At 49.9% G+C, this 16,510-nt stretch carries 18 protein-coding genes; 6 read left to right on the top strand and 12 right to left on the bottom strand.

What is annotated here, in order from left to right:
• Window positions 1-2: 2 nt before the first annotated feature.
• Genes EKK48_17655 through EKK48_17640 form a run of 4 tightly spaced genes read right to left on the bottom strand, consistent with a single transcriptional unit; the run spans window position 3 to window position 5,433 of the window.
• Window positions 3-740, bottom strand: a complete 738-nt coding sequence (locus EKK48_17655; protein RTL39703.1) for a hypothetical protein — start codon at window positions 738-740, stop codon at window positions 3-5.
• Window position 741: 1 nt separating this feature from the next.
• Window positions 742-1,560 carry a xanthine dehydrogenase accessory protein XdhC gene (locus tag EKK48_17650; protein ID RTL39702.1) on the bottom strand — a complete coding sequence of 273 codons (819 nt, stop codon included), beginning with the start codon at window positions 1,558-1,560 and terminating at the stop codon, window positions 742-744.
• A gap of 28 nt (window positions 1,561-1,588) precedes the next feature.
• A complete protein-coding gene (gene xdhB / locus EKK48_17645; protein ID RTL39701.1) occupies window positions 1,589-3,973 on the bottom strand; it encodes a xanthine dehydrogenase molybdopterin binding subunit in 2,385 nt (794 codons plus the stop codon).
• Window positions 3,964-5,433, bottom strand: coding sequence for a hypothetical protein (locus tag EKK48_17640; protein RTL39700.1), 1,470 nt, complete (start codon window positions 5,431-5,433; stop codon window positions 3,964-3,966). The genes xdhB and EKK48_17640 overlap by 10 nt, the downstream gene beginning before the upstream one ends.
• Before the next feature lie 136 nt (window positions 5,434-5,569).
• On the opposite strand from EKK48_17640, the gene EKK48_17635 reads away from it, so the two are divergent.
• Genes EKK48_17635 through EKK48_17625 form a run of 3 tightly spaced genes read left to right on the top strand, consistent with a single transcriptional unit; the run spans window position 5,570 to window position 8,346 of the window.
• Entirely contained in the window at window positions 5,570-6,742 is a 1,173-nt protein-coding gene (locus EKK48_17635) for a tetratricopeptide repeat protein (GenBank protein RTL39699.1), read from the top strand.
• 2 nt (window positions 6,743-6,744) lie between these two features.
• Entirely contained in the window at window positions 6,745-7,677 is a 933-nt protein-coding gene (locus tag EKK48_17630) for a hypothetical protein (protein ID RTL39698.1), read from the top strand.
• Between the two features lie 9 nt (window positions 7,678-7,686).
• Entirely contained in the window at window positions 7,687-8,346 is a 660-nt protein-coding gene (locus EKK48_17625; protein ID RTL39697.1) for a nucleoside triphosphate hydrolase, read from the top strand.
• 17 nt (window positions 8,347-8,363) lie between these two features.
• Here EKK48_17625 and EKK48_17620 read toward each other — a convergent pair whose 3' ends face one another.
• Window positions 8,364-8,963 (bottom strand): hypothetical protein, encoded by a 600-nt coding sequence (locus EKK48_17620; protein RTL39696.1) that lies wholly within the window; start codon window positions 8,961-8,963, stop codon window positions 8,364-8,366.
• Window positions 8,914-9,057 (bottom strand): hypothetical protein, encoded by a 144-nt coding sequence (locus EKK48_17615; GenBank protein RTL39905.1) that lies wholly within the window; start codon window positions 9,055-9,057, stop codon window positions 8,914-8,916. Before EKK48_17615 ends, EKK48_17620 begins: the two co-directional genes overlap by 50 nt.
• Before the next feature lie 664 nt (window positions 9,058-9,721).
• On the opposite strand from EKK48_17615, the gene EKK48_17610 reads away from it, so the two are divergent.
• Window positions 9,722-10,312, top strand: coding sequence for a hypothetical protein (locus EKK48_17610; GenBank protein RTL39695.1), 591 nt, complete (start codon window positions 9,722-9,724; stop codon window positions 10,310-10,312).
• Between the two features lie 104 nt (window positions 10,313-10,416).
• Window positions 10,417-10,803 carry a hypothetical protein gene (locus tag EKK48_17605; protein RTL39694.1) on the top strand — a complete coding sequence of 129 codons (387 nt, stop codon included), beginning with the start codon at window positions 10,417-10,419 and terminating at the stop codon, window positions 10,801-10,803.
• Between the two features lie 231 nt (window positions 10,804-11,034).
• On the opposite strand, the gene EKK48_17600 is transcribed toward EKK48_17605, so the two are convergent.
• The 4 genes from EKK48_17600 to EKK48_17585 all read right to left on the bottom strand — a co-directional run bounded on the left by EKK48_17600 (window position 11,035) and on the right by EKK48_17585 (window position 12,833).
• On the bottom strand, window positions 11,035-11,286 hold the full coding sequence (locus EKK48_17600; GenBank protein RTL39693.1) for a hypothetical protein: 252 nt from the start codon (window positions 11,284-11,286) through the stop codon (window positions 11,035-11,037).
• Between the two features lie 377 nt (window positions 11,287-11,663).
• A complete protein-coding gene (locus EKK48_17595; GenBank protein ID RTL39692.1) occupies window positions 11,664-12,182 on the bottom strand; it encodes a hypothetical protein in 519 nt (172 codons plus the stop codon).
• Between the two features lie 127 nt (window positions 12,183-12,309).
• Window positions 12,310-12,504 carry a hypothetical protein gene (locus EKK48_17590; GenBank protein RTL39691.1) on the bottom strand — a complete coding sequence of 65 codons (195 nt, stop codon included), beginning with the start codon at window positions 12,502-12,504 and terminating at the stop codon, window positions 12,310-12,312.
• Window positions 12,505-12,611: 107 nt separating this feature from the next.
• Complete coding sequence (locus EKK48_17585) at window positions 12,612-12,833, bottom strand: hypothetical protein (GenBank protein ID RTL39690.1); 222 nt, start codon at window positions 12,831-12,833, stop codon at window positions 12,612-12,614.
• 1,144 nt (window positions 12,834-13,977) lie between these two features.
• Between EKK48_17585 and EKK48_17580 the strand changes: the two genes are divergently transcribed.
• Window positions 13,978-14,358, top strand: a complete 381-nt coding sequence (locus tag EKK48_17580; GenBank protein ID RTL39689.1) for a hypothetical protein — start codon at window positions 13,978-13,980, stop codon at window positions 14,356-14,358.
• 391 nt (window positions 14,359-14,749) lie between these two features.
• Here EKK48_17580 and EKK48_17575 read toward each other — a convergent pair whose 3' ends face one another.
• On the bottom strand, window positions 14,750-15,094 hold the full coding sequence (locus EKK48_17575) for a hypothetical protein (GenBank protein ID RTL39688.1): 345 nt from the start codon (window positions 15,092-15,094) through the stop codon (window positions 14,750-14,752).
• Between the two features lie 149 nt (window positions 15,095-15,243).
• Window positions 15,244-16,419, bottom strand: a complete 1,176-nt coding sequence (locus EKK48_17570) for a hypothetical protein (GenBank protein ID RTL39687.1) — start codon at window positions 16,417-16,419, stop codon at window positions 15,244-15,246.
• Window positions 16,420-16,510 lie beyond the last annotated feature (91 nt).

The following is a 16,510-nucleotide window of genomic DNA, read 5'->3' as shown; positions in this document are numbered from 1 at the left end:
AGTTATTGCAATCCCATCTTCTGAGCTTGCAGCAGATCAGCATCCGCCTGATCCTTCTTCTGCAGCTGAGCATAAGCTTTTCCGCGCGTGTAATAAACTTCAGCCTTCTGCGGCTTGATTGCTATCGCCGCGGTGCAGTCAGCAACACACTGTTCCATGTTGCCCAAACGTGAATTCGAATTGGCGCGCATCACGTAAGCGTCCGAATTTTTTGGTGCCATTTTCACTGCTTTATCAGCATCGGCAAGCGCTTTCGCGTAGTCGTGCAACAGCTCATATCCACGAGCTCGAGCCAGATAAATCTTGGCTGAACCGGGCCCCAGCTCCAGCGCTTTAGTCAGGTCGTTAACAGCGTCGTTAGTGCGCAAGAGCCGAAAATAAACGTGCGAACGCTCCTCGTACCACTGTTGTTTCTTTGGCTCCAGCTTGATTGCGCGGTTATAGTCCAACAGTGCCATACCATGCTCACCCAGAGTGTTATAGGCAGTGCCACGCAATGCGTAATTCTTCGCTACTTTCGGATTCGCTTGAATTATTACATCCAGCTCACCGATTTTCGCCTTCAGCTGCGCCGCGTTTTTGGGAACAACCTCGCGAATAAAAGTCGAATCAGCAATGGGCGCTGCCGGCGACGGTGTGCAAAACCCAATTCCTGGCAGGTTCAAAAGTGCCAACACGAAGGCGGCGACAAATCTATTGTTCGAACTAATCATCACCGGCGATTTCAGACTAACGCTCATCTCAACTGACTGAATCTGCTAGCTCTACGGTAGGGGGCTTTCTTAGTTTATCTCTTTCTTGCAAAAGCTGCCCAGCGATACTGATCGCTATCTCCTGTGGATGATTGCTGCCAATTGGCAAGCCCATCGGGCAGTGATAGAGGTTGGCATGCGAGGCGGGCATGTTCGCGGCAACTAAATCTTTCACAAGAATTGCCGCCTTAGCTTTGCTACCGATTACACCGATGTAAGGAAACTTTTTGCCGGGATAACGCCTGAGCAGATTCAAAAGGATAGGCTTGTCGGTCGCATGACCCATGGTGAGCAACACGACAAACGAGTCGTCGTGGATAGTATCAACCTTGGAAGGCATGTCAGACGAAAGAACTTTCGCCAGTTTCGAGCTCTGCGGCAGCTTGTCCAGCCACTCCTTCCGAGGATCGATGCAAGTAATGCGACAATCAAGATTTTTGAGAATGTTTATCAGAGCATTGGCGCAATGACCAGCACCAAATATGGTGATACGCCAGGGATTTGTATTGTGCGCTTCGAAAAAAACTTTTACTGAGCCACCACAAGTCATGCCCAGATCTTTATCAAGAGCCCAACTGGCAAAAGCGCTCCTGGAGTTGTTGTCATGCTTGAGATCATTCTCCGGCTTGAGCATTTTCTGTGCTTCAGCAATCGCTTTTGTCTCAACTTTTCCACCGCCGATGGTGCCAAAGTAAAGCCCTTCATCAGTAACGAGCATCTTCGCACCGATCTCATTAGGCACGCTACCGATAGCGTCAACAACAGTCACGCTGACGAATGGAGTATTCTCCAGCAGCAAATCGTTCATTTTTTCGTAGTAGGTAATCAAGTTAAAATCAGGGCGCCAGTGCGGCGGCTCTGTCCTTTTTGGGTTGTTTCGTCTTGCCTTGTTTCGGATCCGCGTTCTTGGATTGACTCTGATAATGAGTCAACCGAGAAAGTATTTGCTCATTGGTGGCAGGCAAATTCAAGCGCGGTATCTCGTCATTCGAGACAAACGAAAGCGCATGTTTTACTGCCGTCCACACTGAAATGCCAAGCACGAAAGGCGGCTCACCAACAGCCTTGGTACCTCGCACGTTAACGGTATTGGCGTCATTCTCAATAATATCGACATTCAAAACTGGTGGCACATCGTGGATATTCGGGATCTTGTACGTAGTAGGCGAATGAGCCAGAAGAGCGCCTTTATCGGTATATTTCAGCTCCTCCATACTCGCCCAACCGAGCCCCTGAACATATGCGCCCACGATCTGCCCACGGGTAATACCAGGGTTAATCGGTTTACCGACATCCATGAGCAGGTCGGCACGTTCGACTTTCATCTGCCCTGTGAAACGGTCGATCAATACCTCAGAAACGGCACATCCATTTGTGTAGTACAGAAACGGATTTCCCTGCCCAACACTCCAATCGAAATCAATACCTTTAGTCAAATAATGACCACGCTCACCAAGACTGCGGCGCTCACGATAAGCCATGACTACAAGCTCGGGGAAGGTGAGACGATTTTGTGGTCTGCGCGAATCGAAAACAAAACCATCCTCGAAAACTATCTTTTCTGGATAATTTCCGATGCCGACCTCTTTGCTTGAGAAGTATCCTGCCGCGCACTCAGCGAGAGTCTGTTTCAGCTTTTGACAGGCATTTACCGCCGCGCTGCCATTCAAGTCGGTCGCAGAAGAGGCCGCCGTCGCAGACGTGTTGTTGTTCTTTTCGGTAGACGTCGCCATGACGATGACGTTTTTATGATCGATGGAAAACTCGCCGGCCACGAGCTGTTGAATATTGGTGTTGACGCCCTGACCCATCTCAGTCGCACCGGTTGAAACTTGAATGGTGCCGTCCAGATAGATGTTCACGAGAGCGTTAGCTTGATTCAAGAACTTGTTTGTGAAAGAGATTCCAAATTTCACAGCCGTAAAGGAAATACCTTTCAGGTGTGTGCGAGATTTTGCATTGAATTCCCTGACCTGCTCCAGGCGAGCCTTGTAGTCAGAAGTCTCACGCAGTTCATCAAAGATTTTGGGCAGCGTATTGTTTTCCACCAACTGACCGTAATGAGTGATATTGCGATCGTTGATGCCATAGCAATTTTTCGAACGCACTTCGAAGCCGTCCATATCTAGATAGGCAGCTATTTCTTCCATGATGTTCTCGATCAATATGCAGCCCTGCGGACCACCAAAGCCGCGGAATGCAGTGTTTGGCGGAAAATTCGTCTTGCAGATATATCCGTATACTTCCATGTTCGGAACAAAATAAGCATTATCTGAATGAGTCAAGGCGCGTCCCAAAACCGCCGTCGACAGGTCGTTAGCGGCGCCACCGTCTGTGTACAGATAGGCTTCCAGGGCCTGAATTCTTCCTTCTGAATCGAATGCAACTTTGTAGTCGTTCTGAAACGGGTGACGCTTGCCCGTGAACTTCATGTCGTCGTCGATCGAATAAATAATGCGAGCCGGTCGCTTCGTCTTCAGCGCTACCAATCCCGCCATCACCGCGGGGTGCGTAGCCTGAGTCTCTTTGCCGCCGAAGCCGCCGCCCATGCGCTTGGTGATGCAAACAACCTGATTTTGTTGCAAGCCGAGCACTCTTGCCGCTACTTGCTGCACCTCGCTCGGTGCCTGAGTGGATGAGTGGATAACGATCTGATTGTGCTCGCCGGGATAGACGATTGCTGCCTGAGACTCCAGCGAGAAGTGATCCTGTCCACCCGTGATCAGTGTTCCTTCAATGATGTGTTCTGCGTTCTTGAAGGCAGTGGCGATGTCTCCGCGCTTGATCGAATAGGTCTTGTCGATGAATGCTTTCTGCGCTTTAGCCTCATCGATTGTCAAAATCGGCTTAAGCTCTTCAATATCGAGCTTGACCGCCTTTTTAGCCAACTTCAAAGCCTGATAGTTTTCAGCGGCGATGACAACAATTGGCTCACCAATAAATGAGCAATGATCCTCGCAGAGCAAGACCTCATCCTGCAAAATTGGTCCGAAAAGGTTGATTCCGCCCAGGTCTTTGTATGTATAGACGCCAACAACACCCGGAATTTTTTCTGCTTCACTGTAATCAACAGATTTGATTTTGCCATAAGCAACAGGACTGCCTACATAATCGACAACCAGCTCGTTCTTCTGAAAAGGCATGTCATCGATATAAATCGACTCGCCTGTGACGTGACCGACAGCAGAATCGTGCGGAATATCTTTGCCGACTACAGACATGCCAATTCCCTCTCATCAGACGTTTCGTAAAAGAACTTGAGCAATATGTTTTCTGCAAGTTGATATCTAAAATCGCTGCTACCGCGCACATCAGAAAGGGGTGTAATCTCGCTTCTGGCGACTGCACCAGCCTCTTTAAAGGTGCTCAGAGCAAACTCTTTACCTTCCAAAAACGCTTCCGTTTTCTTCATACGCACGACCGTGGCCGCTATGCCACCATATGCGATTCTTACGTCTGAAATTTTGTTGTTGTTGTCGCGCTTCAATCGAATGGCGGCGCCGAAAGAAGAAATATCGAGCTGCTCTCTTTTTGAAACCTTGTAGATCTTGAGCGAATCTGACTTTTCAGGAACAGGAATGAAGATTCTCGTAATCAATTCGTCGGCTTTCAGCGTCAAAGTTTTATAGCCTACGTAGAGGTCGTTCATTTTGATGCGTCGAGAGCCGCTGGTTCCTGTGACTTCGATTTCGGCGTCAGCGACAAACAAAAACGGCAGCGTATCGCCGATCGGCGAGGCATTGGCAATGTTTCCGGCGATCGTTCCAGCACATCGAATCTGGGGCGAGCCGAAAACCGAGAGAACTTTGAAAAACTCCGGAATCAAATCGGTGACGAAAAGTTCGAGATCGCGTAAGCTGGCTCGTGCACCGACTTCCAGCACATTGTCTCGCACAACGATCTCGGTCAAATCAGGCAGATTTGAAGTTGACAACACATGCGCCGGGGAGAAGCCGCGTTTGTTGATATTGACAGACACATCAGTGCCACCAGATACGATGACAGCGCCAGGATGCTCAGCCTTGAATCTGGTCGCATCGCTGATGCTGACGGGGTTGCAAAACGTTCTCTCACCAGCCTTTATCAATATCGGACTGCCGCGATGTTCTTTAAAAGCTTCAATCATTTCGGCGGGCGGATATTGCTGATCGGCTTTGAACAACCTGGCTTCATCAATAGCAAGCGCCGATTTCATAATTGACTCATAGCCCGTGCATCGGCAAAGATTGCCAGTCAATTCCTCTTTGACTGTTTGCAAATCAACGGGAGAACGTCGGTTGTACATTCCGCAAAGCGAAACGATGAAGCCGGGCGTACAGTATCCACACTGGGCGCCGTGACAATCTACAAACGACTGTTGAACAGCATTCAACTGTTCGTCCAACTTCAAGCCTTCGATCGTAATCACATGCGTGCAATCCAACTGGTAGACAAATTGAATGCACGAATTGATAGCACGGTACACAAGACCAGCATCGGTACCTCCATCAACCGCACCGTCGCCGTCGCCAAGACGCCCGATCAAAGCCGTGCATGCGCCGCAATCACCTTCGGCACAAACAACTTTGGTGCCGCAAGCGCCCTGGTTGTAGCGCAGATAGTCCGTTATTGGAATAAAGGCTTCCTCACCGCGTATGCGGTGTTCCTTTCCATTGATATAAAGAAGAATGTAATCTCTCATCAGCCGACCGGTTGATCTATCATTAATACTGACACATATGATACTGGCTTGAACTCGAATATCCAACAGATAGCGCTTTTCTTCAGGGTATTCAAGATGGACATTCTAATAATACCGTCGCCTTACTAGAGGACCTATGAAGAACAAAGTTGCCGCCCTGAGTGTTTTTCTGTTGGCATCGAGCTTTTCAGCAGCAAGCTTTTCCGCTGCACATGCGGAGTGTCCAAAGTGGGAACGATTGAGCCAGTCAGGCCAAAAGGCGCTTGATGCCGGCGACTACAACAAAGCTGAGCAGACCTGGCTAAAAGCTGTTGCCGAAGCTGAGTTTTGCGGTGAACGCGATCCCGCCCTGCCATTGAGCTGGAAAAGATTAGGCGAGTGTTATCAGAAAAATGGAAAGTACATCGACGCTGCCGACGCCTTCAAAAAATCCGAAGAGCACTACAAAACCAACGGCTCAGAAGATGCCGAATTATCAAACGACTTAGCATCGCTCGCTAAAGTTTACCGGGTGATTGACTTCAGCGAACTTACGCCTAAAGTTGCCGACGCTTTCAAAGAGTCGGGAGTGCAGCAAATTGGACTTTGTAAGCTAGTTCAAGGAAATCGCTTTCAACTGAATCTGGCGGACAAGTTCGTCAAAACCATCGACAACAATGATGTAGACCAGCTCAGTCTGGACAAGTTAGTGTCATTCGATGTTTTAGAGCAGCCGGATGGGTCAATAGCTGTGAACAACATCAAAGGTTTGAAAGTGCACGCCAAAATGTGGGTGACGATTGTGCAGTCCCGCCTGCAACCAAATAACCCTGAAGGTGCGACCGCTGATGTGACAGCCACCAAAATGGGGATTTCCAAAACCGTCAGTTGCAAATTGCCGTCAGACTCAATCGACCCGATGAATACGCTGATTGCGAAACTGCACGATTTCAACAACGGTGTCGTCACGGCTTCGACAAACACATCAGGCACTGGTGCTACATCCAGCACAACCGGCTCGACCACATCCAGCACGACTGGCTCAACCACATCCAGCACGACCGGTTCGACCACATCCAGTACGACCGGCTCCACCACATCCAGTACAACCGGCTCGACAACATCCAGCACGACCGGCTCGACTACATCCAATACAACCAGTTCGACTACATCCGCTCCGACAACTAATGTTTCAACTGGCACAAGCGAGTCCCCAACTCCATCGAGCATCGGATCCACGACTACCGCAGGCACGGCAGAATCGGCAACCACGTCAGGCAGCACAACATCAGCTACTGAAACCGGCGATACCTCCTCACAATCAAAATGATAATGAAAAAACTCCTTTATATCGGACTGCTGTCATTTGCTCTCAATACGCTGGTGCAGCCGTCTTTTGCTGCCGGGCAAGATATCAGAGATGAGTCCGGCAACACGTTTATGGAGGAGACGACGCCGACACCACCCGCGACACCACCCAAGAATATCAATATCGATCTTTCGAATGTCGGTGTCCCCGTAGACCCCAGGGGTCATATCGTTCCGATGATCGATCGGGACGCGCCAGGCGGGGTTCGACAAAACTTCAGCAACCTCGAAGTTTATAGCGAACCCCCAATCAACTTCATTCAAACACCCGGATTCAACTCATTCGGGCAGCCTTTCAACGCCTTTGCGCCGCCCGTGCCGCTAGTCGCTCCGCCGTATAACAACATCGGCATCAACCTCGGCCGAAACTTCAGACTCAATCTACTCACGCCCAACCCCTACGGATACTCTCCGTTCGGATACTCTCCATACGGCTTCTCGCCTTTCGGCTCTCCTTATGGCTTCTCGCCCTACGGTGGATACGGCAATGCACCAGTAGTCGGTGCTGCACCATTTGGCATTCCGGGCGCGCCATTCGGTGGCGCAACTGCGCCGTTCAGCTATGGAGTGCAGCCATTTGGCATAGGCGGAGGTCCGTTAGGTTATCCGGGTCTCGGTTATGGTGGCGGACCGTTTGCCTATCCCGGTCTCGGATTCGGAGCTCCATTTGCTTACCCAGGGCTCGGTTTAGGACTCGGACTCGGTGGCGGACTGGGACTCGGCGCACCATTGGTCTACAGCTCTCCGTTCGGCTACGGCAGCCCATACGGCGGGTCATCAGTGTTTTCATCACAGTTTCGCGGGCTCGGCTTGAACCTGTTTCTTCCTAACAATGTCGAGTGGCAGTCCAGTAGTACATTTACACCACTCACTCCTAACCTGGACGGACCTCCGTAGTCTTCAATCATGAAACAATTGAACGCCGCTCACCCTGAAACCGTACAACACTATGCGCAGATCCTTTTGCAGTTGAGCGCAAAGAAACAGGGTCGATATCTTCTCGGTTTGACAGGCTCACCAGCGTCCGGCAAGAGCACCTTTTCAGCGCAACTTGTAGAACACATCAACGAGACGGTAGCACCGGGGACTGCAATAGTCGTTCCTATGGACGGGTATCACTATTCCAACGAAACACTGGACGAAAAGGGTTTAAAACCACTGAAGGGAATTCCCGCGACTTTCGACGCTTCAGGCTATGTTGAGTTGATCAGAATGTTGCGAAACGAAAGCTCAAAGTCAGTTTTTGCCCCACTTTTCGATAGATCAATCGAGGCGTCGATAGAAAACGGCATAGAAATTCTGCCGCAGCACAGAATCATTGTCTCGGAAGGCAACTATCTGCTCATGAACGAGTCTCCGTGGAACGAATTACCAGAATTATTTGACGAAATCTGGTACATCGACTCGAGTATAGACTTACTTATTCCGAGACTCACAGCGAGACACCAGGCGGGTGGGCGGAACGCAGAAGAAGCTCTAGCCAAAATGGAGAGCACCGATCTACCGAATGCCAAATTGATCGAATCTACAAAATCGCGCGCAAACAGGATAGTGGTCATAAACTAATTTAGCCCTGTAAGCCATCAACGAGTGTCCTCCGCTGCCGCCTTCTCTACCATCTCGCGCATTCGCGGATGATCGCCTTCAATAGTCAAAATCCAGGGTTCAAAGGGTGGCACTTTTTCGGATACGCGGAAAAGAAAATAATAAACACTCATTTCGCCCAGATATTTAAAACGTTTTTGCAGATCGGCACTGAGCTGGTCATAACCATCGAAAGAACGCAGGTAACTCTGAAAACTCCCATACTTCGAATCTAATGCTAGTAGAGCGGAAGCGTTGTCTATTGTGCCGCGGATTTTCTTCTCACTTCGCAGAATACCTGTATCTTGCATAAGGCGATCAATGTCAGTCTGGTCGAACTTCGAAACAGCGGTCGGGTCAAATTCAGCAAAAGCCTTGCGAAAGTTCGGCCATTTTTTTCGCACCATAGCCCAGCTGGTTCCAGCCTGAAAAACTGCAATCGTAATAATCTCAAGATAATCGGCCAGCTTGCTCGGCACAATTTTTCCGGGGATATCCTGAGCTTGCGTGGGCTTCACAGTCGCACTGCGCGACTTTAGTGCACCTGGGTTAGTGCCCTTTGCGTTTTTTCCTGACCCACTTCCCGGCTTTCTTTTCATAAGTCCTTTTCACAGCACCCCAGGCAATTTTAAATGCTCTTACCTCGCACGAGCGAGCGCGAACCTCATACCTTGCGCTTGCTTGCGAAAGGATGAACGCTTACAAGCTGTCGTGCTACGCGAACCCACCTGACATCTTTAAGTATTGTAACCAGTCTTGTAAAGGGAACTGCTAAAACAAGCCAGGGTGCCCACTCTTCAACTTCATGAAGCTGTTTACAACAAACCAGGCTCAATTTCCTGAGCAACATTGGTCGTACGAACACGCGACCACCACCAGATTGTGCCCCAATTCCAAACAGGGACGGACTTTTGCGCGGTTGGTTCCAAAAACTCAAATTGCATAAGTAAGTTAAAAGCCTAGTTCGCGCAACTAGATCACTGTTAAAAGTCACTTACTTATAGGCTCTTAGTTTATAAGGGAGCAAGCCCTGTGACGCACAGGAGCGTATGCCGCCCCTGCGCCGCCCATTACAAATGCTTTTTTGCCCGAGGCGAATCGGTTAGAAAAGGGCACTCATTTCTCTTCAGCGTTAATAAGGCTCTCGCAACCGCACCGCACGCGAATCCGCTCTTCCGATACTGCAGCAGGCATCACTCGATGTTGCAGTGGAGATTACCCTTCGGAAGAGCGCCTTGCAGAGCTTAGTTATCACTGTCAGATGAGGCTATCTTAGTGCAGCTCACGTCAACTGTGGCACCAATTGCGGTGCACAGTCGGCCAAATGAAACGATGCCATCCGCGAAAGGAGTGCATCATGAAATGCCTTAGCATGCAAGTCGAGCGCCAGTTCATATCAGCTCTTGGCACCGCACCAGGAATGGTCTACGTCAAGGATCACTGCCCGAACCAGTCGCAGGACGGAATCTCCGTTCACGCTGAACTTCGGGCGCTGTACCTGGACGCGGACATGAAGGTCAACGTCACCACCGAGCTGATCCGCATCGGGCTCGGCAATGGTGACGTGAAGTTCGAAGGCAACCGCATCGTCATCCTGCGCGCTTCCGTGCGTCTCGGAAGAGACGGCTTCTTCGAACTGATTCCCGAAAGCGCCAACGACAAAGACGGGGCGCTCTGCCTCTTCGACCTCGGCAGCGGCGGCTATTCCTCCGTCGAATATTCGGCGGACAAGTTCGAAATCATCGCCCGCGGCGTCACCGACTACGTGCCGTTCGTTGGCGGGGCTTCGATCGCCCTGGTGGCGATGAAGCCTGGCAGTGTCGTTCATGCCCAACGCTTCTCGAAGCGCTGGCTTGTTTTCGGCGAAAACGTTTTGCGCGAGACCCTCTCGTATTTCTTCGACGGCAAGTCGCTGTCGTTGCAGAATCCCAGTCCCCGCCGTCGATAACAGTGGCTGCAGTCGCATGCAGTCGCTGTAACAAACGGCGCTATCGTTAACCCTGGTGGTCTCTACACCAAAATTCGGAGACCACCGCTTTTTGCGAGAATCATATGCTACTCAACAAATACACCATCAACGCGTTGCGTTCGCGAGTCCAGTCTGCCATCAAGCGTGCAGACGAAATCACCTCCGACATCTGCCCGGCGGCCAACAAGTTCCCGGTCGCTCCGGACATCACCGCCTGCGTCGACCTGATGGTCGCGGACGCCGTCGAGATGCTCTCCAGCGCCGGCCACGCTCTGCAGCAGATGGAACCGAAGCTGACCGACGACCCGGCGACGCACACGCTCACGCCGAGCGAAATCGCGCTGATTGCCCGCGCCGACCAGAAGATCAACCACTGCTTCGACCTGCTCAACCAGGCGATGCAGATGGTCGAAGGCGAGCGCTCCATCTGGGGCAAGGAGATTCGCCACGGAGCCCTCTGGTACAAGTAGGCGCGACACTGCCAGGAGATCCCGACGATTCGCGTAAACAACCTGGCACTCTGATTTGACTTCGAGGGAGGAAAAGCCTTGGCACAACCAAGAACTTTTCCTCCCTTTCTCTTTTCCCACGTATGCTACATTGTATAGTATAAAATACGAAATTAAGAAATTAGTGCCGGATCAACCGGTAGACCAGCACGTCAAAACGTAGTATTCAAGCCAGTTTCGATTCAAGATCGCTCAAGCAGCTTTAGTCGTCGCTGTGCGCAATACACGAACACTCTGAAGCTGCCGAGCAGCGCGCCTGTGCTCTTCGTAATAGCTCGTAGGTGCCAACAGCCCGGTCACCTTCTTCCACAGCAAGTTCGCCATGTATGCCTTCCAGCAAGCAGGACAGTCAGCGTGTTTAACATCAACATGTTCAACCTCAGCTTCATTCCACAAATCAAGCGTCAGCCTTAGTAAATCTGCATTGGGTGCAAACGATGACATTTCATTCTTTCCATCGGGGTAACAAACACTTAGAGGGTTCGGTCGGATGACTTGTTCCCGTTGAACCGTTGTGTTGCAATTTCTTTCTTGCAGATGAAACGCATCAAATCTTGTGTAAGGGTTAACTCTCACGCCATCACTGATGGTGCCAAGCACTACACTTGAACGAGTCCTTCATGAAATTGGCACCCGGAGCGCACCTTCGCAGGCACGGTCCGGGCACCAACTCAAATCAGGTCAGGCTATTTTTCAGTCTTCCGACGGAAAGAGCGTTTCGACGAGAGCCAGCAGCGCTCCGGCGCCAATGGTCGGCGCAATGCTCCCTGGAGCAGAGCGACGATGCGATTACCAGGGCGATCGCGTGTGCGGTCTCCGCGTTAACGGAACATGATCGAAAGCCCACCCACCCTCACACCACGAGCCCCAATGAGAGGGCAGCCGAAGACCCACAGCTTGGTCAAAGAGTTCGGCAGCTCGGGCAGGTTCTTCAGACCCAGACACTCGATGACCGATAGCTCGGTCAAAGCATCCGGCAGCTTCGGCAGGTTCGGAAGTCCGGGACATTTGATGATCGACAGATCGATCAACGAGCTCGGCAGACTGGGCACAGTCGCAAGACCAGCGCAGTCGGATATGCTCAGGCTGGTCAAACTGCTCGGCAGCTCGCACAGTCTGGTCAGACCAGGACATTTTGAGACCCAGAGGGTGGTCAACATGCTCGGCAGCTCGAGCAGGCTCGTCAAGCCAGGGCAGGAAATTACAAACAGCCTGGTCAGCGTGACTGGCAACTCGGGTAGGCTCGTAAGACTGGCCGGGCAGTCCTTCAGTTCAAGGTGCGTCAGTCCGGGGTAATTCCAGAAGAACGCTGCCACTTGCTCAGACGTTTCGAAGCGCATGCTAATGATCCCTTTCACGTTTGAGTCGCCATCTCTCTGATAGACAGCAACAGGTTTGAACCGTTTACAATCTCGGTTGAGGAGTCAGATGAGGACTCCAAGCCCAGACTGAGCCCTCAGAGAGGTGTCAGGCGCGGACAATGTACCGTCCGACCACCTCTCCAGTATCGAGCTTGATGAGATTGCCAGCACCATCTGCCTCGATCTGATCGGTGACGATCATGTGTTCAAAATCGCGAAGATTGGTTTTCGCATCACAGATGAAGATCAGCAGCCTCGGTTCCCTAGTGATCAAGTAGACGGTGTCATTCTTGGTCGACATTTCATTTTCCTCTTGGATCGATTGTTGGACGTTGGATTATGTGATGGTTACAACCACCAGAGACGTTGTTCTATGCTCGGCGGTCTCGTAAGACATACAGGTCGCACTCAGTCGAAATCGAAGAGTCGGAAGAGTAGATAGATCGCTGCATACAGAGCAACGACAAAAACCATCATGTCACAGGTCAGCATCGTCAGAAGAGCCCAAGTCGCATACCAGGACTCGCTACCACCCATGATCTGGGAGAAGGTCTGGGTCGCGTAACCCAACCCCACCATAATGGCGATGGCTGTCGGCCATATTGCCGACAACAGGAGAATTCTGATCAAACTGTTTCCCTTTCCGTGTGGGGGTTGTAGTCTGCCGTGCGGTGCCTTGCACAAGTGAAACGCAACTACGTAACACGAATGGTGACTTCGCTTCGGTTCGTGTCATTCTCGATGGGTTGATCTTGATTGAAAAGTCGACATAGAAGTGACTCACAAATGACAATTTTGGTACGACAAAAGCAACTTGAGAAGCGCTCAAGACACAGACTGCGACTCAAAGAAGTATCGCGAGCGTGAAAGGTACCGTCCGATCATAACGTTGACCATGGCTGGGCCTTGAAAGATCGTCAGGCTTTTCTTCGTTGAGCTCGAGTCTTAGTGCGGTTTGTTGTTGCGGCTCCGGGTTAAAAACGGTGATTTGTCTTGATACCCATTGCTAGCAGTTTTGAACACAACGGTCAAATCAGGAATTGAACTAGACAGGCACTCTGCAAAACCGGTCAAAAGAAGCCCCTGGGAAGCACTTCATGGAATTGAGGGGATACCCAAAAACTCAATTCGAAACCCATCGAGAACAAAATGTGAGGGTAAATCGAACTAAACCACCTGAATTACTTACAAATTCATGCATCTTCATTCAACTAAATTACTTACAGATTCGTGCATCTTCATTCAACTAACTTACTTACAGATTCGCACAGCTCGCGGTTTCTCTAATCCGGCATGCGAACGTTATTTACTATGAAAAGAGAAACATTTGAGCTGAAAAGGTTTTTCAATCTACGAACCCAATCTAAAGGTTGTGAAGCTTGCAAAAACCGTAAACCAACTCAACTGTGATCTGCACTTGATTCCACAGCTTTGTCATGAAGATGTTATGTTCAAAAGCTATAACATATGCAGTCGAAATTGCCTTGCGCCCTGAACGAAGCCTGCAAAAGCTGGCGCACCATTTTATAAGCGCAACGCTTGCGCTCCACGTTTTGTTGCTCGACGACACGCTCTTCGCGGCCCTCTCATATTGATTATTGAAAACGCTAGGGTTGAAAAAAGACAAATGTATCAAAGCAGCTATTTATCGCTCATACCGTACCACGAAGAACCGCTTCAGAACGGCGTCGCACCATCTTACGAGCAACACTACCATCAGACAATGATACAGATGCGACAAAAAAATCTGAGCTCTTTTTCTGCGCAGAGCAAAATGCCGTTCGCGTTGAAACAACGACAAATCGAACTTCCCATGCTGGAATACTCAGTATCAATGGCACAATCTTCACCGAAATGGAGACAAGTGATAGTCAGCGCACTTCTGGAGAATATCGAAAATGGTCCCGGACACCTCTCGGTGCATCGAGCCAAAGATGCCCTTAAACAGATTGCTTCGTCGATTGGATATGCCAACCTATGCGAAATGCTGCTCGCGCACGATCTGAACGAGGCTAAACAAGCAATTCAATTACTTGGATGGCTCAAAAACTCAAGAGCGGCGCTGACACTTCTGAGGACACTAGAATCAGATCATCAGTTAAACCATTTGATAGCCACCGTTGTAGAGCAACACTACAGCTCATACAAAACCTGAATTGAAACATCCTTAGCGCTGACAAAAGAAAAGAGGAATCTTCTCCGCTCAAAGCTGGTTTCGCCTTTTTACAGCGAATATTTTGACTGGACTTGGTTGTCTGCAGTTGCATCTCCGGTCGCAAGCTTGTACCGAAAATGGCATCGGTTCACACTTATATAGCTCGCCGCCTTCGACAATTTTTGACGTCGGAACAACAAATGAGTTTGCTTTTTTGAGAACCGCACCCAGCCTGCTCGTGCTCTCCGGTAATTCAAGAGAACCGCCGCTCCGCCTAGAATCTGAAACTTCCATTACGCCCTCACTCATACCGACATCTTCGAGTTTAGGCACGGTTGTTAACTTATTTTTGACAAGCAAAACTGTCGCGATGCATTGAGCCCAGACTGCCTTAAATTGCCAGAGAAAGCGACTCAGGGTAAGTTACCCACTGCTCCTCGATTGATTTATCGAACTCTTTCAAAACCTCATCAATGAGTCCCGCACGCAGCGAAGAAGTCAGATCTGAACAATAGTAAACGGCGACTGCAAACTTTTCAGTGGGCATGCGCTCTGAAAAATGGTACGTCTTATGCTTCTCGATGTACTTTTTTACCGAGTCTGTCTCTTCAATGTCTACCAGTTCCATGTTGTCGTTGGCGACGTGCAAAATTGCACACAAACCAGGTTCAGAGCGCAGTTCGTTCGTCTTACTGAACGGACCCTCGAATTCCCAGCTTCCAATTAGGACTGTCATATTTCCCCTCCTCGAGGAACCCTACCAAGCAAGATAATTGCAGGATTCAATTAAGGAGTGGTTAAAAGAAGTCCGACAAAGAAACGGTTGAAGGGGGTTCGGTAAAGGAGTAGTTAAGGAGGTCCGTCGAAGGATAAGGGCAAATCTGATCAAGCGATCAAAAGATTCCGCAAACGAGGGTCACGAAGACGCCAGATTGCCGCGTCGATGAGGAAGTGATGGAAGTTGATCACACAGAATATGCTTGCAAAAGCGACCTTATAATCGAAGCCGAAATCTTGCAATAAACCTGGCACCCCACCGTAGATGAATACACCGACGATGAATAAAGTGGCAAAATACTTCAACGTCACTGGCGTGAGCAGAAGCTTTCTGACCTCACTTGTAGCAACGTTCTCAGGCAGACCACGTTCTTTCAAGAAGTACGAGACCGAAACAACCAGGTACTGGCATCCATGAAAGAACGCCGGCACATACACCCAGAGGCTGGTTGTAACACTGCGAGGCAGAGTGAATATTGCGATTCCAGTTGCTGTCAATAGCACAGCCGGCAGTGGAAACATTTTGCGCTCGCGAACGAACTTCGCAACTATCATTCCAACAAAAGCCAAAATTGCTATTTTCAAAGCCCAGTCAGACAACATGAAAATCGGCTGTGGCAGCGGTCCCCAGAAGGGCAACGTTTGCCCGATAAACTTATCCATTGACCATTCCTTGAAGGCGAATTGCTTCAGGATTCCGTAGACAATCGTGGCGTCAATGGCAAATTTGAATATCCTCTTTTCCCACATGTTCATAAAATAATTTCGTTTGTAGCAGTAAATCAGGGCTATCCCGTAGGTTTGAGCCATGAAATGCTGCACAATCCAAATCAAATAAATTTTGGCAAAAATTGCCGGAAGCCCTGGCGTAACAAGAGAAGCGATGGCCAGTACGACACATACCGCAGAGGCAATCAAGCCAAAATTGCTCAACGCTTTCCGGGTCGGCTCGCTCTGGTGAAGTCGCTCAAGAGTCGCAGCTGTATGTGTTTCGCTCAGCAAGTGGATACCAGCTATACCAAGCAAAATCAGACCAGTATTGGCTGCAGGCAGACTCGATTTAGCCAGCGCATTTGCTAAAAAAATGATCCAGAGCAATCCACCGCAACAGAAGAACAAATCAATAGCGGGGCTCAGAATCCACGGATAAGGCGCGGTCTTTTCAGGTTTAGATTGTGGCGACTGGGCTGATTCGGGCGCGTTACAAAATGGCGAAGCTGGCGCCACTATATTTAATGGCACCAGCTTCGCCGATTTCTTCAAGATTCCTTCGCTTGCACTCATTGTTTATACCTTCGCGAATCATTCCGAATCAGCCCGAAGCCGCAAAACGAAGTTCAAAGCAGGATGCCCGATTACGAATGACCGGTGATTA

This window comes from Candidatus Melainabacteria bacterium (assembly GCA_003963305.1).
Classification (GTDB): domain Bacteria; phylum Cyanobacteriota; class Vampirovibrionia; order Obscuribacterales; family Obscuribacteraceae; genus PALSA-1081.
The sequence above is the reverse complement of the archived record's forward strand: the minus strand, read 5'-3'. Positions and strand labels throughout refer to the sequence as shown.